This is a genomic window from Staphylococcus sp. AntiMn-1 (genome assembly GCF_001663395.1).
Taxonomy (GTDB): domain Bacteria; phylum Bacillota; class Bacilli; order Staphylococcales; family Staphylococcaceae; genus Staphylococcus; species Staphylococcus equorum.
The window spans coordinates 20,349-45,937 of the sequence record NZ_CP012968.1; the positions used below are offsets into that span (position 1 = coordinate 20,349).

At 32.9% G+C, this 25,589-nt stretch carries 27 protein-coding genes; 18 read left to right on the plus strand and 9 right to left on the minus strand.

What is annotated here, in order from left to right; all coding sequences use genetic code 11:
* Nucleotides 1-447: 447 nt before the first annotated feature.
* From tsaE to AOB58_RS00115, 5 genes are all read left to right on the plus strand, one after another.
* Entirely contained in the window at nt 448-909 is a 462-nt protein-coding gene (gene tsaE / locus AOB58_RS00095; protein WP_021339960.1) for a tRNA (adenosine(37)-N6)-threonylcarbamoyltransferase complex ATPase subunit type 1 TsaE, read from the plus strand.
* Nucleotides 890-1,552 carry a tRNA (adenosine(37)-N6)-threonylcarbamoyltransferase complex dimerization subunit type 1 TsaB gene (gene tsaB / locus AOB58_RS00100; RefSeq protein WP_021339961.1) on the plus strand — a complete coding sequence of 221 codons (663 nt, stop codon included), beginning with the start codon at nt 890-892 and terminating at the stop codon, nt 1,550-1,552. Before tsaE ends, tsaB begins: the two co-directional genes overlap by 20 nt.
* Nucleotides 1,525-1,989, plus strand: a complete 465-nt coding sequence (gene rimI / locus AOB58_RS00105) for a ribosomal protein S18-alanine N-acetyltransferase (RefSeq protein ID WP_002507128.1) — start codon at nt 1,525-1,527, stop codon at nt 1,987-1,989. Before tsaB ends, rimI begins: the two co-directional genes overlap by 28 nt.
* The gene (gene tsaD, locus AOB58_RS00110; protein WP_021339962.1) at nt 1,982-3,010 is read left to right on the plus strand and encodes a tRNA (adenosine(37)-N6)-threonylcarbamoyltransferase complex transferase subunit TsaD; all 1,029 of its coding nucleotides are present in this window, start codon (nt 1,982-1,984) and stop codon (nt 3,008-3,010) included. The genes rimI and tsaD overlap by 8 nt, the downstream gene beginning before the upstream one ends.
* 272 nt (nt 3,011-3,282) lie before the next feature.
* Nucleotides 3,283-3,705, plus strand: coding sequence for a VOC family protein (locus AOB58_RS00115; protein ID WP_021339963.1), 423 nt, complete (start codon nt 3,283-3,285; stop codon nt 3,703-3,705).
* A gap of 432 nt (nt 3,706-4,137) precedes the next feature.
* Here the strand turns inward: AOB58_RS00115 and AOB58_RS00120 are convergent, their stop codons facing one another.
* Nucleotides 4,138-6,066, minus strand: a complete 1,929-nt coding sequence (locus AOB58_RS00120) for an ABC-F family ATP-binding cassette domain-containing protein (protein ID WP_064782799.1) — start codon at nt 6,064-6,066, stop codon at nt 4,138-4,140.
* A 144-nt stretch (nt 6,067-6,210) separates the two neighbouring features.
* Between AOB58_RS00120 and AOB58_RS00125 the strand changes: the two genes are divergently transcribed.
* The 6 genes from AOB58_RS00125 to AOB58_RS00150 all read left to right on the plus strand — a co-directional run bounded on the left by AOB58_RS00125 (nt 6,211) and on the right by AOB58_RS00150 (nt 12,067).
* On the plus strand, nt 6,211-6,858 hold the full coding sequence (locus tag AOB58_RS00125) for a redox-sensing transcriptional repressor Rex (protein WP_162492973.1): 648 nt from the start codon (nt 6,211-6,213) through the stop codon (nt 6,856-6,858).
* Between the two features lie 218 nt (nt 6,859-7,076).
* Nucleotides 7,077-8,168: a YeeE/YedE family protein gene (locus AOB58_RS00130; RefSeq protein ID WP_002507134.1), complete on the plus strand. Its 1,092-nt coding sequence runs from the start codon at nt 7,077-7,079 to the stop codon at nt 8,166-8,168.
* Between the two features lie 23 nt (nt 8,169-8,191).
* Nucleotides 8,192-8,419 carry a sulfurtransferase TusA family protein gene (locus AOB58_RS00135; RefSeq protein WP_002507135.1) on the plus strand — a complete coding sequence of 76 codons (228 nt, stop codon included), beginning with the start codon at nt 8,192-8,194 and terminating at the stop codon, nt 8,417-8,419.
* Nucleotides 8,420-8,562: 143 nt separating this feature from the next.
* Nucleotides 8,563-9,525: a LacI family DNA-binding transcriptional regulator gene (locus tag AOB58_RS00140; RefSeq protein WP_021339966.1), complete on the plus strand. Its 963-nt coding sequence runs from the start codon at nt 8,563-8,565 to the stop codon at nt 9,523-9,525.
* A 92-nt stretch (nt 9,526-9,617) separates the two neighbouring features.
* Nucleotides 9,618-11,102 (plus strand): sucrose-6-phosphate hydrolase, encoded by a 1,485-nt coding sequence (locus AOB58_RS00145; RefSeq protein ID WP_021339967.1) that lies wholly within the window; start codon nt 9,618-9,620, stop codon nt 11,100-11,102.
* Nucleotides 11,099-12,067: a carbohydrate kinase family protein gene (locus AOB58_RS00150; RefSeq protein ID WP_021339968.1), complete on the plus strand. Its 969-nt coding sequence runs from the start codon at nt 11,099-11,101 to the stop codon at nt 12,065-12,067. The genes AOB58_RS00145 and AOB58_RS00150 overlap by 4 nt, the downstream gene beginning before the upstream one ends.
* A gap of 37 nt (nt 12,068-12,104) precedes the next feature.
* Here the strand turns inward: AOB58_RS00150 and agrA are convergent, their stop codons facing one another.
* From agrA to AOB58_RS00180, 6 genes are all read right to left on the minus strand, one after another.
* Nucleotides 12,105-12,821 (minus strand): quorum-sensing response regulator AgrA, encoded by a 717-nt coding sequence (agrA, locus tag AOB58_RS00155; RefSeq protein ID WP_002507139.1) that lies wholly within the window; start codon nt 12,819-12,821, stop codon nt 12,105-12,107.
* Between the two features lie 12 nt (nt 12,822-12,833).
* Nucleotides 12,834-14,129, minus strand: a complete 1,296-nt coding sequence (gene agrC / locus AOB58_RS00160; protein WP_021339969.1) for a quorum-sensing sensor histidine kinase AgrC — start codon at nt 14,127-14,129, stop codon at nt 12,834-12,836.
* A gap of 23 nt (nt 14,130-14,152) precedes the next feature.
* Complete coding sequence (gene agrD / locus AOB58_RS00165; RefSeq protein ID WP_021339970.1) at nt 14,153-14,290, minus strand: cyclic lactone autoinducer peptide AgrD; 138 nt, start codon at nt 14,288-14,290, stop codon at nt 14,153-14,155.
* Nucleotides 14,291-14,292: 2 nt separating this feature from the next.
* Entirely contained in the window at nt 14,293-14,862 is a 570-nt protein-coding gene (locus AOB58_RS00170; protein WP_021339971.1) for an accessory gene regulator AgrB, read from the minus strand.
* Between the two features lie 758 nt (nt 14,863-15,620).
* Nucleotides 15,621-16,406 carry a carbon-nitrogen family hydrolase gene (locus AOB58_RS00175; RefSeq protein ID WP_021339973.1) on the minus strand — a complete coding sequence of 262 codons (786 nt, stop codon included), beginning with the start codon at nt 16,404-16,406 and terminating at the stop codon, nt 15,621-15,623.
* A 232-nt stretch (nt 16,407-16,638) separates the two neighbouring features.
* The gene (locus tag AOB58_RS00180) at nt 16,639-17,268 is read right to left on the minus strand and encodes a nitroreductase family protein (protein ID WP_064782801.1); all 630 of its coding nucleotides are present in this window, start codon (nt 17,266-17,268) and stop codon (nt 16,639-16,641) included.
* Nucleotides 17,269-17,460: 192 nt separating this feature from the next.
* Here AOB58_RS00180 and AOB58_RS13700 point away from each other — a divergent pair, with 192 nt between their 5' ends.
* Nucleotides 17,461-18,597 (plus strand): midas domain-containing protein, encoded by a 1,137-nt coding sequence (locus tag AOB58_RS13700; protein ID WP_237283161.1) that lies wholly within the window; start codon nt 17,461-17,463, stop codon nt 18,595-18,597.
* Nucleotides 18,598-18,665: 68 nt separating this feature from the next.
* Nucleotides 18,666-19,373: an SdrH family protein gene (locus tag AOB58_RS13705; RefSeq protein WP_233667193.1), complete on the plus strand. Its 708-nt coding sequence runs from the start codon at nt 18,666-18,668 to the stop codon at nt 19,371-19,373.
* A gap of 98 nt (nt 19,374-19,471) precedes the next feature.
* Here AOB58_RS13705 and mroQ read toward each other — a convergent pair whose 3' ends face one another.
* Nucleotides 19,472-20,215 (minus strand): intramembrane glutamic endopeptidase MroQ, encoded by a 744-nt coding sequence (gene mroQ / locus AOB58_RS00190; RefSeq protein ID WP_021339976.1) that lies wholly within the window; start codon nt 20,213-20,215, stop codon nt 19,472-19,474.
* A gap of 177 nt (nt 20,216-20,392) precedes the next feature.
* Between mroQ and groES the strand changes: the two genes are divergently transcribed.
* The 4 genes from groES to AOB58_RS00210 all read left to right on the plus strand — a co-directional run bounded on the left by groES (nt 20,393) and on the right by AOB58_RS00210 (nt 23,896).
* Complete coding sequence (gene groES, locus AOB58_RS00195) at nt 20,393-20,680, plus strand: co-chaperone GroES (protein ID WP_002507147.1); 288 nt, start codon at nt 20,393-20,395, stop codon at nt 20,678-20,680.
* Between the two features lie 57 nt (nt 20,681-20,737).
* Nucleotides 20,738-22,360 carry a chaperonin GroEL gene (groL, locus tag AOB58_RS00200; protein WP_002507148.1) on the plus strand — a complete coding sequence of 541 codons (1,623 nt, stop codon included), beginning with the start codon at nt 20,738-20,740 and terminating at the stop codon, nt 22,358-22,360.
* A 200-nt stretch (nt 22,361-22,560) separates the two neighbouring features.
* Nucleotides 22,561-23,199, plus strand: a complete 639-nt coding sequence (locus tag AOB58_RS00205) for an HD domain-containing protein (RefSeq protein WP_002507149.1) — start codon at nt 22,561-22,563, stop codon at nt 23,197-23,199.
* A 229-nt stretch (nt 23,200-23,428) separates the two neighbouring features.
* The gene (locus tag AOB58_RS00210) at nt 23,429-23,896 is read left to right on the plus strand and encodes a bacillithiol transferase BstA (RefSeq protein ID WP_002507150.1); all 468 of its coding nucleotides are present in this window, start codon (nt 23,429-23,431) and stop codon (nt 23,894-23,896) included.
* Nucleotides 23,897-23,956: 60 nt separating this feature from the next.
* Here the strand turns inward: AOB58_RS00210 and AOB58_RS00215 are convergent, their stop codons facing one another.
* Complete coding sequence (locus AOB58_RS00215; protein WP_021339977.1) at nt 23,957-25,246, minus strand: aminotransferase class I/II-fold pyridoxal phosphate-dependent enzyme; 1,290 nt, start codon at nt 25,244-25,246, stop codon at nt 23,957-23,959.
* A gap of 202 nt (nt 25,247-25,448) precedes the next feature.
* Between AOB58_RS00215 and AOB58_RS13710 the strand changes: the two genes are divergently transcribed.
* Nucleotides 25,449-25,544, plus strand: coding sequence for a Trp-rich small protein (locus AOB58_RS13710; protein WP_230456587.1), 96 nt, complete (start codon nt 25,449-25,451; stop codon nt 25,542-25,544).
* The last annotated feature ends 45 nt before the right edge of the window (nt 25,545-25,589 follow it).

The following is a 25,589-nucleotide window of genomic DNA, read 5'->3' on the forward strand; positions in this document are numbered from 1 at the left end:
TCCTCTCGAATGAATGGTTTTTATTTAATTGAATTGTCTAAAAATTCGATAAATTAAATTTACTACATCGGCAAGGTCATGTCAATGACTTTTTCGAATTATCTCTAAATTCACACAATTACAAAAAAGAAAGAACTTGTTTTACTATGAAGTAAAATAGGCAAAAATTTGTTAAACTATAAGAGTTATTTATATAGAGCAGATAAATTGAAGTAATGTATTGTGATTAACTCAAACAAAAATTGCGAATAGTTACTATAGAAAGAACTGAGTTTTTATAATGGAGTACAAGAGAAGTGTTAAAGGAACGCCTGAGCTAAAGCTCATGCATAAGAGCAACTCATCCCAATAATTTGGGGAATTAAAAAAGGAACGCCTGAGCTAAAGCTCATGCATAAGAACTACTAATCTTGCAAGCAAGAAAGTAGTTCTTTAAAGGAGGGGAATATGATTAAGATAAAGGATTTAGATGGAATGGCGGTTTTTGCTACAACGTTAGCGAAGTATTTATCAGCTGGCGACCTTGTATTGCTTAATGGTGATCTAGGTGCTGGGAAAACAACATTAAGTCAATTTATTGGAAAAGCGTTAGGTGTAAAAAGAAATATTAATTCACCAACCTTCAATATTATAAAATCATATCAAGGATCAAATTTGAGATTACATCATATGGATTGTTATAGATTAGAAGACTCTGAAGAGGATTTAGGCTTTAATGAATATTTTGAAGATGAAGCAGTTATTTTAATTGAATGGAGTCAATTTATTTCTGAGTTTTTACCACCGTCTTCTTTATCTATTAATATAACGACATTAAATGAATCGGAAAGAAATATAGAATTAGAAGCACAAGGTGTACATTATGCAAAAATAAAGGAGGAGGTTGAACGTGAACTATCTGTTGATTGATACGTCAAATCAGCCATTGTCAGTTGCTTTAATGCAAGACGATAAGGTGTTAAGTGAATTGAATTCAAATGAAAAAGTAAATCATTCAGTACAGTTAATGCCAGCAATCGAACAAGTTATTGCTGAAAGTAAAGTATTGAAAGAAAATATCGATGTCATTGTAGTTGCACAGGGACCAGGTTCATATACTGGTTTAAGAATAGGTGTAACAGTTGCAAAAACTTTAGCATACGCTTTAAATGCTGAGTTGTATGGTGTGTCATCACTCAAGGCACTTGCCGCAACGATTAAAGAAGACACGAGATTAATTGTACCTGTGTTTGATGCAAGAAGAGAAGCGGTTTATACAGGTGTATACCAATATGAAGAGAATCAATTAGTTCAAGTTGAACAAGACCAGTATCTACCTATTGAAGAATTATTGGATTTATTGCACAAGACTGGACAATCCTATGTGTTTGTAGGGACAGATACTGAGAATTTAGAAGAATTATTAGATAGTACCTGTGTTGCGAATGTGCCACTAGCTAAAAACATGAAACCACTTATTGAAACAGCAGAAAATATACATCAATTCACACCAAACTATATTAAAATATCAGAGGCTGAGAGAAATTGGTTAAACCAACAGAACAAGAGTTAAATATACGTTTAATGAACACAAAAGATGTGCCACAGGTATTTGATATAGAAAGAAATAGTTTTAATGACAGTAGTTGGTCGATTGATGCATTTTATCACGAGGTAGAGCAAAATGAATTTGCAAATTATTTTATTATTGAATTTAATGAGAAGATAATTGGTTATATTGGCTTATGGATAGTAATTGATCAAGCACAAATTACAACCGTCGCTATTGATAATGAATATAGGGGTTACGGTTTAGGCCAACTTTTATTAAAATATGTAATGAATTTTGTCCGAGAAAAATGTGAAATGATGAGTTTAGAAGTGCGTGTAGATAATGATATAGCACAACACGTTTATACAAATTTAGGTTTTAAATATGGTGGTAAGCGAAAAAATTATTATGGTGAAGGCGAGGATGCATTAGTTATGTGGGTGAATTTTAATGAGTGAAGCAACATTAGTATTAGCAATTGAATCGAGTTGTGATGAAACAAGTGTAAGTATTATTAAAAATGGTACAGAAATACTCAGTAATATCGTATTGAGTCAAATTGAGAGTCATAAACGTTTTGGTGGCGTAGTACCAGAAGTAGCAAGTAGACATCATGTTGAAGGAATAACAACAACGATTGATGAATCGTTAGTTAAAGCAAATGTAACAATGCATGATATAGATGCAGTTGCTGTAACTCAAGGACCAGGATTGATTGGTGCATTATTAGTGGGCATTAATGCGGCAAAAGCCTTAGCATTTGCTTACGATAAACCTTTGATACCTGTTCATCATATTGCTGGTCATATATATGCGAACCATTTAGAAACACCCTTACAGTTTCCTTTAATGGCATTAATAGTCTCAGGTGGACATACAGAATTAGTATATATGAAAGACCACTTGAGTTTTGAAGTTATAGGAGAGACAAGAGATGACGCTGTCGGTGAGGCTTATGATAAAGTAGCGAGAACAATTGGATTAAGTTATCCGGGCGGCCCACAAGTAGATCGTCTAGCAGCAGAAGGAAAAGATAATTATCAATTTCCTAGAGTATGGCTTGAAAAAGATAGCTATGACTTTAGCTTTAGTGGTTTGAAAAGTGCAGTAATTAATAAATTGCATAATTTAAAACAAAAAGATGAAGAAATTAACAAAGCAGACGTAGCAACAAGTTTTCAAAATAGCGTTGTAGAAGTTTTAGTCGGCAAAGCTATTTCAGCTTGTGAGCATTATGATGTTAAACAACTGATTGTTGCAGGTGGCGTGGCAAGTAATAAAGGTTTGCGAGCAAATTTAGCAGAAGCTTGTGAAGCCCATAACATTACACTTTGTATACCGAGCCCTAGTCTTTGCACAGATAATGCTGCCATGATTGGTTCAGCTGGACATTATTTATATCAGGCTGGCGTAACTGCTGATATGACATTAAATGGCTTTAATAGTATGGATATTGAACAATTTTCAGTTAAATATTAGTTAATATTTAAAAAGATGAATCTATGAACAACATAAGGCTAAATATATTTTCTAAAAATAATAACACCAACGATTGAATGATGATATGCTCTCTTTTAAGTTTTTACTTTTTAAGTGTCTACTTGGATGGGCTCAGTTCATTTTGACAATCGGTTGGTGTTTTTTAATTTATATTTGAGAAATAAGGGTATAGGTAATTTAGTGAATCATTATCTAATGACGATAGAATCTAAGGTTATTTACAAATATCATTTTTAAAGGAGGATATTTTAATGAAATCAGTTCAATATTTTAACTTTCAAAATAGTTTAGCAGCGTTGAATTTTTATGAGAAACACCTAGGGGCCACTGACATACAGCGTGTTGGCGGTGATCATGAAATGTTTGCAGATATGCCAGAGGAATATGATATTGATAAGAATTTTACTATGAATGCATCATTTAAAATTTTAGGTGAAACATTCTATTGTAGTGATACAATGAAAAATAAAAAAATTGATAATAGTGGTGCGATTGTGGCTTTCACTTTTGATTACTCAAATGAAGCGGACAAACAGCAAGCAAAAGCTTTTTTTAATAAAGCAATAGAAGGTGGATGTGAAGCTACGATGCCATTAGATAAGACAGAGTGGTCTGAACTATATGGTATGTTTAATGATCCATTTGGTGTGACTTGGATGATCAATGCAGAATAAATTATAAAAAGCTAAGGCTGAGACATGTAATTATGTCCCAGCCTTAGCTTTTTGATTAATTGGTTTTTGAGATGAAAGATTTTGCACGTTTATAGATTTGTTCTGGAAATTGCATAATGCGTAACAACTTTGACATGATTACATAGGTAAAAAATGAAATCAGTTGAACATTATAGTTTATACAGAATGTCAATAGGGAACGTGCGTACTTATCAACAAATAGTGCATAACTTGTGGATAAGTGGTGGTTATATGTGTGGATATAGGTTAATATCTGAAAATTGAAAACGATAATAGTTACATATTACTTGTGGACAACTAGGATAACTCTGTGGATAGCTATTGTAACAGTAATGGTATTGTGAATAGAATGAGCATAAAAAAAGAGCTAAAGTAGAAAATTTTACTTTAGCTCAATTGCACTTATAGCGATTATATTAACAATTCTTGTAATTCTGCCCATTCATCCATAACTTGTTCTAATTTTTGTTCGGCTATTTCTTTTTCAATTGCTAAATCATTTGCCTTTTCTGGATTAGAATACACATCAGGCTGTGTGAGTTGTTCGTTTATATTATTTATTTCTTGTTCATATATTTCAATATTTGTTTCACATTGTTCTATTTTACGTTCAACTTGTCGTTGCTCTCGTTTTTGTTGTTTTTGGTCAACGTAATTATGATTTTGTGATGCACTTACTTCTGTTTTTGTAGGGTTATCCAATTCTTTTTTCGCTTGAATCGCTGCTTTTTCTTCTAATTTTTCAATGTAATACTGATAATCACCTAAATACATTGTTCCACCAGTAGTGTCCAAATCATAAACTTTATTTGCAAGTTCGTTTATAAAATAGCGATCATGTGACACAAATAAAATTGTGCCTTTAAAATCTGACAATGCTTGTTCAAGCATCTCTTTAGAGTCTATGTCTAGATGGTTAGTTGGTTCATCTAAAATAAGTACATTGTTACGCTCTAGCATCAGTAGAGCAAGTTGAAGACGCGCTTTTTCTCCACCAGACAAGTCATTGATGATTTTTTTGACATCATCTTGTACAAATAAGAAACGACCTAAGACAGCTCGAATATCTTTTTCATTCATTGTTGGATATTGGTCCCATAAATAATCAAGGATTGTTTTGTTTGATTTAAATTCAGCTTGTTTTTGATCGTAATAACCAACTTTTAAATTTGCACCTGTAGTAATTTCTCCACTAATCTTTTGTTGGAGACCGGCGACTGTTTTGATTAAAGTAGACTTCCCAATACCATTAGGACCAATGATTGCAATATGGTCTCCCTTCGTGGCTTCGATATTAATGCCTTTTGTTATGGCTTCCTCATATCCAATTTCTAGATTTTTAATATGAAATACATCGTTTCCAGTATTTCTATCAAAATCGAATTGGATATTGGCGCTTTTAGCATCAATCATAGGTTTGTTAACTCTTTCCATTTTTTTCAACATTTTCCTTCGGCTTTTTGCCATGCCCGTAGTTGAAGCACGAGCGATGTTTTTCTCTACAAATGTTTCAAGTTTTTTAATTTCAGCTTGTTGACTTTCATATTCTTGCATACGTTTTTCATAATATTTATCTCTTTGCTCTATAAATTGTCCATAGTTACCTACGTAATGTTGTACATCGCCGAGCGCAACGTCATAAATTTGATTGACAATTTTATCTAAGAAATATCTATCGTGACTGATAATGACGATAGCGCCTTTGAAATAATTAAGATAACTTTCCAACCATTGCGTTGTTTCCATATCTAAATGGTTTGTAGGTTCATCAAGTAATAGTAAATCAGGTTCGCTAAGTAACATTTGGGCTAAAGATAACCTAGTCTTTTGACCGCCACTAAAATCATTAATAGGACGATTAAAATCCGCTTCACTAAAATTCAAACCGTGTAGTACAGTTTTAATCTTACTTTCATATTGATAACCTTCTTGTTGTTCAAATTGATTAGATAAAGACTCATAGCGATCGATGTGTGTCTTATATGACTCAGTATCATATTCATCAGCATGTTGCGCTAACCAGTCCGTCTCAAATTTCATTTCTAATTCTAATTTTTTCATACTTTCAAATGGTTTCGACATTTCATCAAAAACAGTTTGATTCGTATTTAAAGTCATTTGTTGTGTTAGATAACCAAGCTTGAGATTTTTGCTTTTTGAAACTTGACCGCTATCATATGTCTCGACGCCAGCAATGATTTTCATTAAAGTAGATTTTCCGGCACCATTACGTCCAACGATACCAATACGTTCACCAGTTTTAACTTCAAAATCTACATTATTAAAAATATCTTCTCCGTCGAATGATTTAGTTAAGTCATTGAGTTGTAATAATATCATCCGATTTGCACCTCTCTATTCATTATCATTCTACAGTATTCAACGCGTGGTTAAAACTATCATTGTTTATTTTTATTATTCAATAATGTATAATGTTGTAGTGATTATAAGATAAATCAGCAATAGATAATGAAATAGGGGGACATGGTCTTGGCTAATCAAAGCGAAAAGATTCCTCGTGCCACATTGAAACGTTTACCGTTGTATTATAGATTCGTCAATACTTTGAAATCTAAAGGCATAGATAGAGTTAATTCAAAAACTATAAGTGAGGGTTTGAACATTGATTCTGCAACGATTCGTCGTGATTTTTCATATTTTGGTGAATTAGGCAAGAAAGGCTATGGCTATAATATAGATAGCTTATTACATTTTTTTAAAAATGAGATAAGTGAAAATGACGAGATAAAAATTGCAATTGTAGGTGTTGGGAATTTAGGGAAAGCATTAATAACATACAACTTCTCAATACATGATGAGATGACAATAACGGAAGCTTTTGATATACGAGATGAAATTATAGGGACGCAAATAGGGAAAGTAACAGTCAGTCCGTTTGATAAAATTACGGATATATTAGCACAAGAACATATTGATGTAGTGATTTTAACTACACCTGAAGAAGTAGCGCAGCACGTTGCTGATACTTTAGTAAAAACAGGTGTAAAAGGTATTTTGAACTTTACACCAAGTCGTGTTCTGACACCATCGGATGTTCAAGTACATCATATTGACTTGGGTATTGAATTACAATCTTTACTATTCTTTATGAAAAATTATAGTAACAAATAAAGCGTATGAAAATAGGCTAGCTTTTTTATTTACACGAGATACACGTTAAGTGGTGAGTGTTTAAAAAAGCTAGTTTTTGTATTTAGTTATACGATTACTAACAACTACAGTTATTTTCACAATTAACACTTTATAAAATATAAGCAAATAGGCTTGATATTTAATGAAAAGTTTAATATGATAAATCATATTGATTTTATCGGGAAAGAGGTAATAATATGACGTGGTTAGTAATCAGTGGACTAATCGTTGGTGCGCTTTTAGGCTTTGTTATGCAAAGAACGCGATTTTGTTTAGCTGGTGGATTTAGAGATATGTACGTTCAAAAAAGCAATAAAATGTTTTATGCATTGTTAATTGCAATTTCCGTACAAAGTATTGGGTTATTAATTTTAACATCAACAGGCTTAGTAGAAATTCCAGAATCTACGTATCCAATTATTGGAACTGTAATAGGTTCATTTATATTTGGTATTGGTATTATTTTATCTGGAGGTTGTGCTACAGGTACGTGGTATAGAGCTGGAGAAGGTTTAATAGGTAGCTGGATGGCACTTATTGCCTATGGTTTCACTGCAGCGGCAACAAAGTTTGGTTTGCTGTTACCATTAATGAATGGTGTGAACAAACCGACAAATGTAAATTCAAGTATGGCACAAACGACAGGTATACCAACATGGGTTTGGGTCGCGTTACTTACAATCATCACGATTCTTCTTGTTGTAAAAACGTTACGTAAACCAAAACCTAAATTTGCTATACCAAAATTAAAGCAAAAATATACAGGTATAAGACATTATTTATTCGAGAAAAAATATCACCCATTTGTTGCAGCAATTGCTGTTGGGCTAATTGCTTTAATCGCGTGGCCTGTAAGTGAATCAACAGGAAGAATGTATGGACTTGGTATTACAACACCATCTGCAAATATAGTTCAGTTTTTTGTAACTGGTGACTTGAAATTGATAGACTGGGGTGTATTCCTTGTTCTAGGTATATTCGTTGGTTCTTATATTGCTGCGAAAGGTGCTAAAGAATTCAAATGGAGAATGCCTGATAAAAAGACAATACGTAATAGTGTTATCGGTGGCGTATGTATGGGATTTGGCGCTTCTGTAGCTGGCGGTTGTTCAATAGGTAACGGTTTAGTAGAAACTGCAACGATGTCATGGAAAGGTTGGATTGCACTTGCGTCTATGATTTTAGGAGCTTGGTTTATGAGTTACTTTATATTTATAAAACCAATGAAAAAAGCGCAACGCCAACAAACTAGTGAAAATACGATTTCAACACAAACACAAACGACTTAATTATATTAGGGAGGAATTTAATTATGGTACATGAATTAGGAACGGTAGGAATGGTTTGCCCATTTCCATTAATAGAAGCACAAAAAAAAATGGATACAATGAATAACGGTGAAGAATTGAAAATAGACTTTGACTGTACTCAGGCAACAGAGGCACTACCTAATTGGGCAGCTGAAAAAGGATATCCGATAACAAACTATGAACAATTAGATGATGCTTCTTGGACGATTACAATTCAAAAAGCTGAATAAGTGAAAGACCAACCAACTTGCTATTATTAGGTTTAAACACCTAAGGTATCAGGTTGGTTTTTATTTTAAATAGTATTTAAAGCGATTGCAATATGATAGAATTAATCATATTGAGAATAGCTTATTGATGAGAGTGAGAGAATATGAAAAATATATCTGATATTGCAAAAATTGCTGGCGTATCAAAGAGTACAGTTTCAAGATATCTTAATAATGGCTCGGTAAGTTTAAAAACTAAGCAAAAGTTGGATAAAATCATTCAAGAAAATGATTACCAACCAAATCAGTTTGCCCAAAGTCTGCGAGCGCATAGAACCAATATGATAGGTGCGATTATACCTAGAATGAACTCTTACGCAGTAGATGAAACAATCAAAGGCGTGAAGACAGTTTGTGATGATTTGAACTATAGATTATTGCTTAATTATACAAATATCGATACAGAACTGGAAATTGATGCATTAGAAACATTTTATAGAAGTAAAGTCGATGGAATTATATTAATGGCTACAGAAATTACAGATAGACATATTGAAGTGATTAATAAAATTGATGTCCCTGTTATTATCGTCGGTCAAGAACATAAGGACTTGCACTGTATTATCCATAATGATTTTCATGCAGGTTATATGGTAGGCGAAGGACTCGGATTAAAAGGTTTTAAAAACATTCAATTCTTTGGAGTTACAGAAACCGATGTTGCTGTAGGTATACATAGAAAAAAAGGCTTAATCAGTGGCTTAGCGAAATATAATGTCAAACCACATATTTCGCAAACCTCATTTAATTACAATGAGGCAATGATTGATGTATCAAAAGAATTGCAAACTCAACCTAATTATGACGCAGTTGTAGGAGCAACAGATTCTATCGCATTAGCTGTACATAAAATCACCTCAGAAGATACTACACAAAATGGTGACAAATTTATCGTTGGTTTTGGTGGTGATCCAGTTACAGAAATTGTCTCGCCTTCAATTCATACAGTTAATTATCATTTTGAATATGCTGGTGAAGTAGCAATGAGCAAACTCAATCAACTCATTCAACATCAACCTATAGAGCAACGTATCTCTATTGATGTGGGTCTTTCATTTAAAAATTAACTGAAGCATGATATTATATAATAAAGCGTAATGGAACCGGTACCAAAATGTAGAATAAAGTTTGAATATTGGATAGTAGGAGGAAAATAGTAATGGCTGAGTGGACAAGAGATGAACGTTATCAAAAATATGAAGACGTTGATCAGCAAACATTAGATGATTTATCAGCTAAAGTTAATGAGTCTAAGTATAGACAAACGTTTCATTTACAACCTAAAACAGGATTATTAAACGATCCTAACGGATTGATATACTATGACGGGACGTATTATATATCACATCAATGGTTTCCGTTAGGACCAGTCCATGGCTTGAAATATTGGTATACATATACAAGTAAGGATTTAGTACATTTTGAAGATGTGGGAACATCATTAAAGCCAGATACTAAAGATGATAGTCATGGTGTTTATAGTGGTAGTGCATTTGAATATAATAACCATATGTATTATATGTATACGGCAAATCATCGCGATGAAGATTGGAATAGAATTTCTACGCAACATATTGCAAAAATAAATGCAGAAGGTGAAGTTGAAAAGTTTCCTAAAGCGGTCATTGCTGAACCGCCATTTGGATATACACAGCACTTCAGAGACCCTAAAGTATTTTCAAAAGATGGTGTCTATTATGCTGTCATTGGAGCTCAAAATGAACAAGGTCAAGGTAGAGTGATTCAATATCGTTCAACAGATATTGTGAATTGGGAATTTCAAGGTGAAGTTCATACGAATCTAGATTCATTTGGTTATATGTGGGAATGTCCGGATTACTTTAACTTGGATGGATATGATATGTTGTTATTTTGTCCACAAGGTATTGATGAAGAAGGTGAACGATTTAAGAATATCTATCAATCAGGTTATATTATGGGACAATACGACATTGATAATTTAACAATGAATCATGGCGACTTTTTTGAACTTGACCACGGCTTTGATTTTTATGCGCCACAAACGTTTATAGATGAACATGGACAGCGAGTATTAATTGGCTGGATGGGATTGCCGGAAATTAATTATCCATCTGATGTTGATGGATGGGCACACTGTCTAACTATTCCACGTGTACTATCGATTGAAGCAGGTAATTTAAAACAACGACCTGTAAAATCCCTTGAACAATTAAGAACAAATAAAGAAACAGCACTAGGATATGCGAATAAATTCACGAGACAATTGTATCCATATGAAGGAAGACAATATGAATTGATTATCGATATTTTAGAAAACGATTCAACTGAAGTATATTTTGAAGTGCGTACGTCTAAAACACAAACAACACTGATTACTTATAATAAGAAAGAACAAAAGTTAACGTTAGATCGTAGTGAAAGTGGTTTGTTACCAGACCCAGTCGACAGTACAACAAGAACAACCTATCTGGATACACCTTTAACACAGTTACAATTATTTATCGATACATCGAGTGTCGAAATATTCTGCAACGATGGTGAACGTGTCATGACTTCTAGAATTTTTACAGACGATGAAGCTACAGGCATTAAAACATCAACAGAATCTGGACAAGTATATTTAAAATTCACAAAATATGATTTAAAGGATGAGGAAGTATGAAACGACTACTTGCTATAGGTGAAGCGTTAATCGATTTTATACCTAATACGACGGACTCTAAATTGAAAGATGTTGAAGGCTTTTCGCGCCAAGTGGGAGGCGCACCTTGTAATGTAGCATGTACGACGACTAAACTAGGTGGCAAAGCTGAGATGATTACTCAATTAGGAAATGATGCATTTGGTGATTTAATAGTTGAAACGTTAGAAAACTTAGATGTCGGTACACAGTATTTAAAACGTACGGATGAGGCTAATACTGCATTAGCTTTTGTAAGCTTAACTAAAGACGGTGAAAGAGACTTTTCCTTTTATCGTAAACCTTCTGCTGATATGCTTTACCAAACTGAAGCGGTAGCAGGAATTGATGTAATGGAAAACGATGTGCTACATTTTTGTTCGGTGGATTTAGTAGAAAGTCCTATGAAGTATGCACACAAAGCATTGATTGATAAAGTTAAAGTAGCAGGGGGAACAGTTGTATTTGATCCCAATGTTCGCTTGCCATTATGGGATAGTGAGGACGCGTGTAAAGAGGCAATACAATCATTTATACCACTAGCAAATATTGTTAAAATTTCTGATGAAGAATTGACTTTTGTTACAGGTCAGAGTGACGAAGTACAAGCAATTCAATGGTTATTTCAAGGTGATGTAGAAGCGGTTATTTATACTAAAGGTGCTGGCGGAGCTATGATATATTTGAAGGACGGTACAGTCATTAGGCACCAAGGGTTTAAAGTACAGCCGATTGATACGACAGGTGCCGGAGATGCTTTTATTGGAGCGTTGATTAGTAGAATCGTAACCTCAAATACAAATGATATAAATCAATTGTTAAAAAATGAAGGTCAAAGTATTTTAGAATTTAGTAATTATGTAGCAGCAATGGTTACTACAAAATACGGCGCTATAGAGAGTATTCCGAATTTAAGTGAAGTAAATAAAGCATTAAATAAACAGTGAAAAAAGACTTAGCATAATTTGCTAAGTCTTTTTTATATTATATTTTTTTTACATTTCTTACTGAAGCAAAGCAATGTTCTTGGTTTTTGAAATAAACAATGCGAGATTTTGAATCAATAGATTCAATATTATGTCTGTTAACAACGAAACTGTTATGACATCTAAAGAATCTATCATCAAGTTGGTTAAGTTCTTTAAGGTTACCATAGAATTCAATTTGTCTATTGTCTAAGTGCGCAATCAATCGATGAGATTTAGTAGAGGACTCAAAAAACATAACATCATCATATTGAACATATACTGAATTACTTCCACGTTTTAATTCAATTGTTTCAACAGTGCTTTCTTTAGAAAGTAATTTTAACCTAGATTCTGAAGTTTCTAAACAATCAATGATTCTAGATTTTAATTCATCTGGATCATCTTTAAAAATAAAGTCCATCGCTGCTACTTTATAAACAAAAGTAAGATATGTAAGCTCGCTATGACTTGTAACAAAAATGATATTACCTACAGGATCGTGCTTGCGAATTTCACTAGCAAGCTTGATACCGTTAATGTCGGCTTCCAATTGTATATCTAAAAAGTAACACCCTATATCACTTAAATCTTTAGAACGTTCTAAAACTTCATAAGGATCGGCAGTTGCAACTTCAATTTCCATCGGTTTCTCTTCAATCATGATGTAGTTGTTGATAATCGAAATCATATTCTCACGTTGTCTTTCATCATCTTCACATATGAATATCTTCATATTTTCACACCCTTATGAATCAGTATTTAATATTTCTACTTTTTGAATAAAATAGTTATTATCAATTGTTGTATCTAATAAAACATTAGAAGTCGTATCAGTCAACTCTTTTAATGTTGAAAGCCCAAGCCCACGATTTTTACCTTTTGTAGAGAAATTCTCTTGGAACAGGGTATGTACTCGAGGCATATCAGTATCACATTTATTCATAACTATAAACATCACTGAATCATCTTCATTTTTGATAAAAGCAATTCGAATAAGCGGGTCATCCACTATTTTTTCAGAAGCTTCGATCGCATTATCAAGTAAAATGCCAATAACCCTACTCAAATTAATAATAGGCATTTCTATTTTTTCGATTGTTTCAGGAACTTCTATGCTAATTCTAATATTCTTTTCTTGAGCTTGTAATATTTTTGTTGTTAATAATCCTTTGATTTCACGAACTTTTAGGTTTTCAATACCATTAATTTTAATGGCATTCATTTGCATACTGTCTTGCATAGGCAAAATTTCTTCATGGAAATATTGATCTAAACCTTCCATATCATTTTCTCTAATAAAATCCGACATCGTTGATAATATGTTGACGTAGTCATGTCTAAATTTACGCATTTCATGATTAATTTTTTCTATTTGTAAAGTATACTTATAGTAATTCTCGATTTCACGCATATTACGCTTGTATTGAATCTGACGAATGATACTGAAAGAAATCGTAACAATAAGTACAGCAGTCGTTATGATTAATACGGCATACATAACCACTAAAAACTTTATATCTCCAAAAGAAAGAACACGATCAGGTAAATAAAAATAAATTAATAACAATACTGTTAATAGAAAAACACAAACAATAATTAAATAGATTTTATTTAATGATAAACCGGAAGTGGTTAATAGTTTAAAGAGAAATCTTCCAAGTATTGAAAAAACCATAATTATAGCAACGAAAATTATATAGTATATAAAGTTAAATATATAATTCTCTGAAATTAAATCTTGCAATGATGTTGCTAACCAAATTGAAAGGAAGTTGGCCATATACAGGATGAAAAAGCTAACGAGTACAGATACGACACCCATGAAGCGATTTTTAAAATACATAAAGACAACACTTGCTAACAATAAAAATAACATCGATTTTGTATCAAAATAAAAGAATAAAATGGTTGAAGGGATTATAATCCCAATAATGGTAATATAATCCCTCAAAGTATAAGTTACATTTGTTAAAATTTTAATGATTATGAAAAGCAAAACTGCTTGAAATATTGATAACATGATTGTGTTTAAAATAGCCATACTCTACACACTTTCTAAGACAATTATTCGTATAATTCTGTAATTTCTTTAGGTACTTCTGTCTCATCAAAATATCCATAACAAGGTCTTGCCCCGGCTACTGCACCTAGTACTGTGAAAAACTTCGCGATTATACTAAAAATAGATTCAAAGATATGCATAATTAAACATCCTCCTTAGGGAAAAATATAGGTAGTTGAGCGATAGCAATCAAAATAATGCCTAAAAGTACTAATTGTTGATAAGGCTCACTGAAAAACATTGATATTACTACTAATAATAAAGTTACAATGACTGTCTTTAATTTCTTACCTTTTACTAATCGTTGTGGTATAGGCTGCTTTTTCGTAGCAGCAGGTGCGTATATCATTAATATAATGAAACCAATTATTGCTAATGGATACATAATTAGTGAAGACACTCCCATATACCCGATTAACCAAGGTAATAAAACAAATAAAGATAAATTCTGCACATGACATGCAAAAGAAGATTTTGCATGTGCACCGTGTGCATATTGCCTAATTAAAAAGTACGATAAATGGACAGTTAGTGTGTAAAAAAAGAGATGGCAAAGGATCGAAACGCCATAAGTTATTATTGTTTTGGTTACATTGCCTACAAATACTTGCATACCTAAACGCATCTTTAAATAATCAATATGTTCTAAGTTGTTACGTTGTTGTAGATATTTAGCAAAACGGTCAATTTTGCTATCTATAGACTTTAACATTGGGCTTCTCTCCTCAGTCGTATTATACAATTTTAATTAAGTTTTATGCGTCTTATTGCGTAACTGTATATTTTGTGTTCCTAACTGTTGCTAATCTTTATCTCTTTAATTTTAACATAAAAAAGTAAACATTTAGGAATGAAATATGACGAGTTAGGGATTTTTTAACGAATAACCTCAAAATCATGGTTAAATGTACTTGTATCACAAAGAAGTGATAGCATTTTACAAATCATTTAATCAATTTTTGTTTGAATTTTGATTTGAATGATGAAGTTAATTAAGCTTTTGAGCAGGAGCTTAATTGACACGCTGATATTGTAACTGTACTTTCTTCGTATAGTTGTTATAGTTACAAAAATTAGTTATCGTTTTTCAATTTTAATACAAACAAGAGGAGGCTGATGTAGTGACAAAAGATATCTCAGCAGCAATTAGTGATTTCGTAAAATAGTACTTACTGAGTACACAACGCGCTTATTAACTTAAGCATTCCCAATTTAGATTTGCAGAACCTTCCCAGTCTCGAATCTAATATCATTTTAACATTGTCTATAACAGAGACAATTTAAAATATTAACATGTAAGCTATCGTAAACATCATTCAATTTATCATTAAAATCGGTAAATTCACTAATTTTTTTCATAATTAATAACATCCCCAAAAATAGATAGAGAAATAACTGTAAAAACATTCCCTTAATAATAAGTTACAAAAACCGTGAGCCCCTCCCAAGCTCACGGTTTTTATTATGAAATTATTTATATAGATGTGGTCTTAAATTTTTGAATACTGGAATAGTATTGCGTTGATTCGTTACTTCATCTAAATCAATGTCACAAGTTAAATGATCTGGTTTTTCTTCTAATTCTGCTATAACTTCACCATTAGGGTTAATTACGATAGAATGACCTGCATATTCAGTCTTACCATCATCTCCACAAGCATTACAACCAACTACAAATATATCATTTTCGATGGCACGTGCTTTTAAGAGGGCAGTCCAATGATTCAATCTTACCGCGGGCCATTGTGCAACATAAAAAGCGATTTGTGCATCTTTACGCGCTGGATAGCGAAGTAATTCAGGAAAGCGTAAATCGTAACAAGTAATATGTGCAACTTTAGCGCCATCTGATAGAGTGAAGGGTTCTGGAACTGCATTACCGGGTGTTAAAAATGAAGGTTCATCTAACATCGGCACAAGATGTACCTTGTCATAACTGTTTATTAAATAACCATTTTTTGAAACGGCAAAAGCAGTATTGTAGATGTTATCTTTCATACTATTTGAAACAGAACCTGCAATTACATCAACTTTATATTGGATTGCTAATTTTGATATAAACTCAAAACTTCTTGATAATTGATTATCAGCAAGTTCTTTTAGTTGCGGTAGGGCATAACCGTTGTTCCACATTTCCGGTAAAACTACGATATCTGTCTTTGCTGTGACATACTCGGCAAACCAATTCGTAATTGTTTCTTCATTTAATGCAACATTCGCTGGTTCCACTTTAAATTGAAAGATTTCTATATTCATCTCGATCGCCCCTTAAATTGTTGTTAGCATAAATATACTAGATATATTCAGAAAATTCAAAATTGGAAGGGGGCAATGAAATTACAAAATACCACGTGAGACGCGTGGACACTCAAAATAGAAATATTCAAATAAAAAAACCAGTTCATTTTAAATGAATTGGTTTTATAAATTGGAAAGGGTTTATCCCTAAGCGCTTGTATTATTGTTAATGTTAAAAAAATTAAACAAACTATTTTCTTACTAAGAAGCGTTTGCTTACATCATGAAATTCTTTTTCTCCAGCTTCATCACGCACGTTACCAAAAGGCATTTGAGCTACAAGATTCCAAGTAGTAGGAATATCGAACGCTTCAGTTACTGCTACGTCTACAAGTGGATTATAATGTTGTAATGATGCGCCAATACCTTTAGTACCTAATGCAGTCCAAATTGCAAATTGGTGCATTGCATTTGTTTGGTTTGACCAAATTGCAAAGTTCTCAGCATAGTTAGGCATTTGATTTTGTAAACCTTCGACAACGTCTTGATCTTCAAAGTATAGGATTGTACCATATGAATGTTTGAAGTTATCAATTTTGTCTGAAGTTGCTTGGAATTCATGATCAGGACCCATTGATTTTTTTAATTCTTCTTTTGTTATATCCCAAAATTTATTATGGTTATCGTTTAATAACAATACAATACGAGTTGATTGAGCATTAAATGAAGATGGAACATGTTTAATTGCATGTTCGATGATACCTTCTACCTCTTTATCAGATATTGAAATTTCTTGTTCTAAACTATATATTGTACGTCTTGATTCTACTGCACTTTGAAATACATCTAGTGTATCTTCTTTTTTACTAAAAAATCCCATTCGGAAAACTCCTTCATATCAATTTATTTTATATATCTAGTATAATAATTATACCTTGATTTGTAAATAGCTTTTTACAATAAATTTCAAATAGATTAATTTCTTCTTTCAAAAGCCTAATTTTAATGAAAAATAGGACGATTTCTAATATACTAATAGGGAATATAAGAAAAATTATTTGGAGGTGAGATTATGAAAAATTATATTTCACATAAGTTTATTGTATCTAGCTTTGCAATTGCACTAAGTGCTACATTAATTTCTAAGCCAACACAAGGGGCAGAGAAAGATCTAAATGAATACAATAAGAATACGACTATGAAGAATGCTGATTTAGACCATAAGCGTATCAATATATCAGATATAGATAAAAATGTGCAAAATAGCACTCAGCTAGTAAATAATTCAAGTGAGAATGAAGTATCTTCAAATTCTGACCAAACTGATAATAAAACCAGTAGTGATGCTATAACGATTTCATCATCCGAACAATCAAATGATAGTAACTCTAACGATAGTGAGCCAGACACTACTACTAACCCAGTTAAGTCAGATGAAGACAATCAATCATCGGATTCAAACAATACAGGAGACAGTGACAACGGAACTGAAGAGAAACCATCATCGGAACAACCAAATGGCAGTGATTTGGACAATAGTGATTCAGACACTACTACTGAGCCTGAAAAGCCAGAAGAAGATAATCAATCATCAGGTTCTGACAAACCAGAAGATAATGGCGACGATTCAGAAGAGAAACCTAAACCAGAACAACCAAGTGAAGACGAAGACGATAATACAACAGAACCATCAAACCCTGATAATCCACAGGACGGTGGAGATGACTCAGAAGAGAAACCTAAACCAGAACAACCAAGTGAAGACGAAGATGATAATACAACAGAACCATCAAACCCAAATAACCCACAAGGCGGCGGAAATGACTCAGAAGAGAAGCCTAAACCAGAACAACCAAGTGAAGACGAGGATGATAATACAACAGAACCATCAAACCCAAATAACCCACAAGGCGGCGGAAATGACTCAGAAGAGAAGCCTAAACCAGAACAGCCAAGTGAAGGTGGAGACGATAATACAACAGAACCGTCAAACCCCGATAACCCACAAGGTGGTGGAGATGACTCAGAAGAGAAACCTAAACCAGAACAACCAGGAGAAAGTGGCGAAGATAATACAACAGAACCGTCAAACCCCGATAACCCACAAGGTAGCGGTGATGACTCAGAAGAGAAACCTAAACCAGAACAACCAAGTGAAGGCGGAGGAGATAACAATACAACAGACCCCCGAAACCTAATAAACCACTGAGCCCCAACATACCATCTGGATCAAACCATCATAACCAGGGTAGTAAAAATAATATATCAGACAGTTCAGTGAATCATTCAAACTCGGGAAGTTCTCAAAATGAACACACATCTTCAAACAAATATAATGGTGAGAATCAAAATGCAAATAAGCAATATGCGCAATCAAATAAAAAGATAGCAGGCAGTAACAATAATGCTGTGACTTATGGAGATTTGAGTACAGAGAAAACAAGTCAAAATTCAAATCAAGGTGACAGCAGATTAGTTAATAGATTTAATCAAATGTCTCCAGGTTCTTTTAAATACAATCCTTTTATTTTGAACCAAGTTAAACAGCTTAATAATAATGTTGATAGTGTATCTGACAAAGATATTACTTCTATTATAAGACGTCAAAGTTTTTCAGATAATGCGTTTTTAAATGAGTTACAAAAGGGAACAAATTATTTTAAATTTCAATATTTTAACCCATTAAAATCAAGAGATTACTATAAAAATTTAGATAAGCAAGTTTTGGCATTGATTACTGGAGAAATAGGTTCTATGCCTGACTTAAAAACGCCAGAAAACAAAAGTGCCGCATCTGGTAAATATGAATATCATTCAAGTAGTGATGAAGAATCGACGCGTACAAACGATAAGAAATCGAAAGACACAATTGATATTAAATTCGAACGGACATTATTTGCTTTAATCACTGCAATAACGATAATATTTATAGGTGTAGTGGTAGGATATTTCGTTTATCTCAGAAACAAAAAAGTAAATGAATAGCTTTTGATATATAACGTTTCATAGACAAATAAAAAATGGAAGGACTCATGTAATAAACATTGAGTTCTTCCATTTATTTTATATAACTTAAAATTTAATTAAAACATGAAGTTAAATATAAATGATGCAGATTCTTGTAGTTCTTTTATTTTTTCAGGACCAAAGTAAATTTGTACAATAGCGACAAAGCCATTTTGCATTATGTGTACTAGGATAGGTACCCATATACGTTTTGTATATACATACAATGCTGAGAAAATAAAGCCCATACCAAAATAGATGATAAAGAATGATGGGTCTGCATGTGCAGCACTAAAGATAATTGAACTCACAATTCCGGCAATGAGAAATTTAAAAGTTTTATTACCTTTTAATATGTTGTATAACTCACCAAATATTACTTTTCTAAATACGAACTCTTCTAGAATAGGTCCTACAACTGAAATTAATATGATAAACATCGGGATTTCTTGTGCTATTTTCATCAATCTTTCCGTATTAGGGCTAGATTGAGGTGCGCCGAATACATACATATTTATCATTCCTGCAACAACTTGATAAATCATAACAATCATATAACCTACGATTGCCCAAAGTATTACATACCTTTTCTTTTCTTTAGGTTGTAACTCTAGTTGGGTAGGATTGGCAATGAAAAAGTTTATTAGTATGATGAGTAAAGCAGCTATAATAAACAAGATCACTTGTGTATAAATATTAGCAAAGAGGATTTCCTTGCCACTTAAATTGTTAAATAAGCCAGCCATTTGTAAGAAAATCGGACCAAACTGAGCAAGGCCATAAATAACTAATGTCAAAATGGACACCCATAAACGAGACATAATGAACCTCCAAAAATTAGAATATATTCTATTTTATCGCAAAATAGCTTTTCACACAAAATTTAGTGTAATGGTTTTAACTTGAAATATTGACCAACTTTGATTATTATAGAAAGTGTATTAGCACTCACAATGATTAAGTGCTAAAAATTTTAGTATTTTAAGGAGGAACAATCAATGTTAAAGCCATTAGGTAACCGAGTAATTATTCAAAAAACAGAACAAGAGCAAACAACTAAAAGTGGTATCGTTTTAACTGATAGCGCTAAAGAGAAATCAAATGAAGGTACGATAATTGCAGTAGGTGCAGGACGTATTTTAAAAGATGGTTCTCGAGTTGCTCCTGAAGTGAATGAAGGCGACAATGTTGTTTTCCAACAATTTGCTGGAACTGAAGTTAAGCGTGGAGACGACACATACTTAATCGTTAGCGAAGACGATATATTAGCAGTAATAGAAGAATAATCAAAATTAAAACTAAAAAATATACAAATAATACGAACATCATGGAGGTAAAGTAATATGGCGAAAGATTTAAAATTTTCCGAAGACGCACGTCAATCTATGTTAAGAGGTGTAGATAAATTAGCTAACGCCGTGAAAGTTACAATTGGACCAAAAGGGCGTAATGTTGTATTAGATAAAGAATATACATCACCACTAATCACAAATGACGGTGTTACAATTGCAAAAGAAATTGAATTAGAAGATCCATATGAAAATATGGGAGCGAAATTAGTACAAGAAGTTGCCAACAAAACGAATGAAATCGCAGGTGATGGAACAACTACAGCTACAGTATTAGCTCAAGCAATGATACAAGAAGGCTTGAAAAACGTAACAAGTGGTGCAAATCCTGTAGGTTTACGTCAAGGTATCGATAAAGCTGTAGACGTAGCTATTGACGCATTACAAGAAATCTCTCAAAATGTTGATAATAAAAATGAAATTGCGCAAGTTGGATCAATTTCAGCAGCAGATGAAGAAATTGGTAAATATATTTCAGAAGCTATGGAAAAAGTAGGTAACGATGGTGTAATTACAATAGAAGAATCAAGTGGTTTTAATACTGAACTTGAAGTCGTTGAAGGTATGCAATTTGATCGTGGCTACCAATCCCCTTATATGGTAACTGATTCAGATAAAATGGTTGCAGAACTTGAAAAACCATATATTTTAATTACAGATAAAAAGATTTCATCTTTCCAAGATATTCTGCCATTATTAGAACAAGTTGTTCAATCTAACAGACCTATCCTAATCGTAGCAGATGATGTAGAAGGTGACGCACTAACAAATATCGTATTAAACCGTATGCGTGGCACATTTACTGCAGTGGCAGTTAAAGCACCTGGATTCGGAGATCGTCGTAAAGCAATGTTGGAAGATTTAGCTATCTTAACAGGCGCACAAGTGATTACTGATGACTTAGGCTTAGATTTAAAAGATGCAACAATTGACATGTTAGGTACTTCAAGTAAAGCAGAAATCACTAAAGATAATACAACAGTGGTTGATGGTAATGGAGACCAAAATAATATCGATGCACGTGTAAGCCAAATTAAATCTCAAATTGAAGAAACGGATTCTGAATTTGATAAAGAGAAATTACAAGAGCGCTTAGCTAAATTAGCTGGAGGCGTAGCTGTAATAAAAGTTGGTGCAGCAAGTGAAACAGAATTAAAAGAGCGTAAATTACGCATTGAAGATGCTTTAAACTCTACTAGAGCTGCTGTTGAAGAAGGTATTGTAGCCGGTGGTGGTACAGCATTCATGAATATTTATGACAAAGTTTCTAAAATTGAAGCTGAAGGCGATATTGCAACAGGCATTAATATTGTATTAAAAGCATTAGAATCTCCAGTTCGTCAAATTGCAGAAAACGCTGGTTTAGAAGGTTCGATTATTGTTGAAAGACTTAAAAATGCTGATGTAGGTGTTGGTTTCAATGCAGCTACAAATGAATGGGTGAATATGTTGGATGCAGGTATTGTAGATCCAACTAAAGTTACACGTTCAGCGTTACAACATGCAGCAAGTGTAGCAGCAATGTTCTTAACAACTGAAGCGGTTGTTGCGCATATTCCTGAAGAAAGCAGTAATGATGCACAAGCAGGTATGGGCGGCATGCCAGGGATGATGTAAAATAGCCCTCAAACGTTGATTTGAAGGCATTTAGTAATTGTGAATGACATAATTTTGACATAAAAATTTAAAATAATTCTTTACTGACGTCTTCCATTAAGTTACTTAACTTAGTGGAAGACTTCTTCTTTATGATGAATGTTCTATAGTTTGATATACATATCTATAGAGACTATATTGTAACAAAGGAGGAATTTATTATGTTAAAAGATATCAATGAAATTGTTGTCCCAGATAGTAAAATAATCCAAGAAGCACAAGAAGTAGTCCATGAATACGGTAATGAGTTAATATGGAACCATTCGAATAGAGTATATTTATTTGGTGAAGTTAAAGGCATGCAAGATAATTTGAAATATGATAAAGAGCTTTTATATATGTGTTCGCTCTTCCATGATTTAGGGTTAACGAACCAATATAGTAGTGATGATCTGAGGTTTGAAGTAGACGGCGCAAATGCAGTCCGCCAATTTTTAGATACACACAATTATAACGACCAAGATTTACAACTTGCTTGGGATTCAATTGCATTACATACAACGATAGGTGTGGCTGAGCATAAAGAAAATAATGTTGCATTATTATATCACGGTGTTGGTATGGATGTTATGAGTGACAATTGGGACCAATATTCAGATGAAATTAGAAAAGCTATCGTAAATAAATTTCCTCGAGGTAATTTTAAAAAAGATGTATTAACAGCTTTTTATGAAGGCTTTAAGCATAAACCTGAAACAACTTTTGGTAATATTAAATCTGATGTGGTGAAATATTTTGAGCCAGAATACCCTCAAAATAATTTTTGTTCTTGTGTCCTACGCTCAAAATGGGATGATTAAAAATACGCTGTACTTTAGTAATATTTAATCACTAAATCTTAAAGTAAAAACAATTGAATTTGAAAGCGATATAGAGCACTATTTAACAGTAGTATTTAAATATTTTTAGTATAAAACGTATAAAGTGAGTAAAAACAACTTATTGAGGGTAGAGAAAGTAAGCATAAATATTATTCACTACTTATAATTATTATTTATGTGAAGCTTTTTTAAGAAAGGGAGATTAACTATGACAAAAAAATCAGTGTACGATGTGATTGATACAGGTATTAATTATTTAATATCAGATTATGACAAATGGAACATTGAAAGTATATTAGATAATGAAAGTGAACTCTTCCCTAATACGCTACATTGGCAATATGGACACGTGTTAACTATTTTTGAATCTGCGCTATCTTTAAGTGAACAAAATGAAGTCGACATCCAAAAATATACGCGCTTATTTGGCTATGGTTCTAATCCAGCTGATTGGGGCGACGAAGATATCCCAAGTGTGGATGAAATTATCGAAAATTTAAAAACGTTACCTGAACGTGCCAAAAAATTAACTGACCAACAATTAGAAGTTGAATTAACTGAAACGATTGCTGGTTGTAGTACGTTAGATGAGTTGTTAATTTTAAATGCAATTCATGTACCACTACATGCTGGTAAAATTGAAGAAATGGCACGTGTACTGAAACAGCAACGTTAATATAAATAAAAAGGATGAAATCACCGTTTATAAGCGATTTCATCCTTTTTATTATTTGTTTTAATTTTTTAGGTCTTCAATAGCTTTAGCGATAGAATCAAATACATGTGGAATGTCATCTTTTTCTACACAACTAAAAGCAATGCGAATGTCGGTTGAATTAAGGGCAATAATACCAATAGAGTATTTATTAATTAAGTGTTGGCGTAACTGTTCAGGGTCAACGTCTTTAACTTGTAACGCCATAAAATAGCCTGAGTTAAAATCATAGGCTTGCCAGTATGATGTGTATTTCTCATCATATACAACAGATTTCGTTACTTCATATCTAGCTTGTAACGTGTTGATATTGTGTTGAATTTCTTTATCAAAAGTTTCGTGATTTTCGAGCACGTATTTAACTGCACTTTGCGAAGGTAATGGGCCGCTTGAAATGTTACTTCGAATTAATCCTTTGATTTTAGCTTCTAATACTTGTTTTGTTGTATCGTTTCCGACACCAAAACTGATGAAACCTACACGTAAGCCCCATGCAAAGAATTCTTTTGTTGCACCATCTAAACGAATTGGTAATAAGTTATCTAAATGTAAATTCGTTAATGCTGTGAATAATGACTGTGTATAAACATCTTCGTAAAAGAGTCCGTAGTATGCATCGTCAACTAAAGCGATAACGTTTGTACCACGTTCTGCTAATGATTTTACTGCAGCGACGATAGTATGAACTTCATCTTTTGTTGGTGTATAACCAGTTGGATTATTTGGATAATTTAATATTAAAATGACTTTTTCTTTATTATAATTTTCTAGAGTATTAACTAAATTTTCTGTTGTAAAATGTCCAGCTTCGTCAAAAATATCATACGTTTCGATTTCAGCACTATGTCTTGTACTATAAACGAGTTTATAGTTGCCCCAATTATGCGTTGGGAGTAAGAGTGTATCACCACTATCGACGAACATGTCACCAACTAATGATAAGCCATGTGTTAAAGCATTAGTAAGGATTGGTCTTGTCATGTCTTTCGCATCTAAATCTGGGTTTTCTTTTAATGTTTTTTGTTGCCATAAATCACGAAGAGATTCTAAACCTTGTGGCGGAGCATAAGGGAAGATTTCATCTGGTTCTAAATGATCGAAGATGTCATTTAAAGTATTTGCGTACATCTTACTATCTTTATATGTTGCCATTCCTATCGTGGCATTATATTGTGTGGATTTTGCTTCCGCCGATTGAGATAATATACCTTTCGGATAATACATTAATTTTCCTAGGTCGGAAAGCATGTCTGCAACTTCTGGATTTGATTTAGATAATTGCTCGTTTAAATCTAAAGCTAAAGGATTCATAGTTGGTCAACCTCTCTTTACTTTTTCAATGATAACCTTATATTATCTTGAAATTGCTTAAAATTAAAGTCTTGTGACTGTTTTAGACAGAAAATTTCAAAATTTAGCCATTTATACGAACACATGTTCTGTTTTGTGTTAGAATACGGATAGGCCATCAAAAATCCTACATGGCACTTTTTTCTGTGGGAGGTGTAGTATGATAGCGTGGTGGCAAGAAATAATTACAACTTTATTAACAGGTAGCTTACTTGTTGTATTCCGTGTTTGGTTAGAGAGTAAATGGAAGGACAAATAGGTGGCCTTACACAAAAAACCCCAAGTCTGATGACGCAGACTTGGG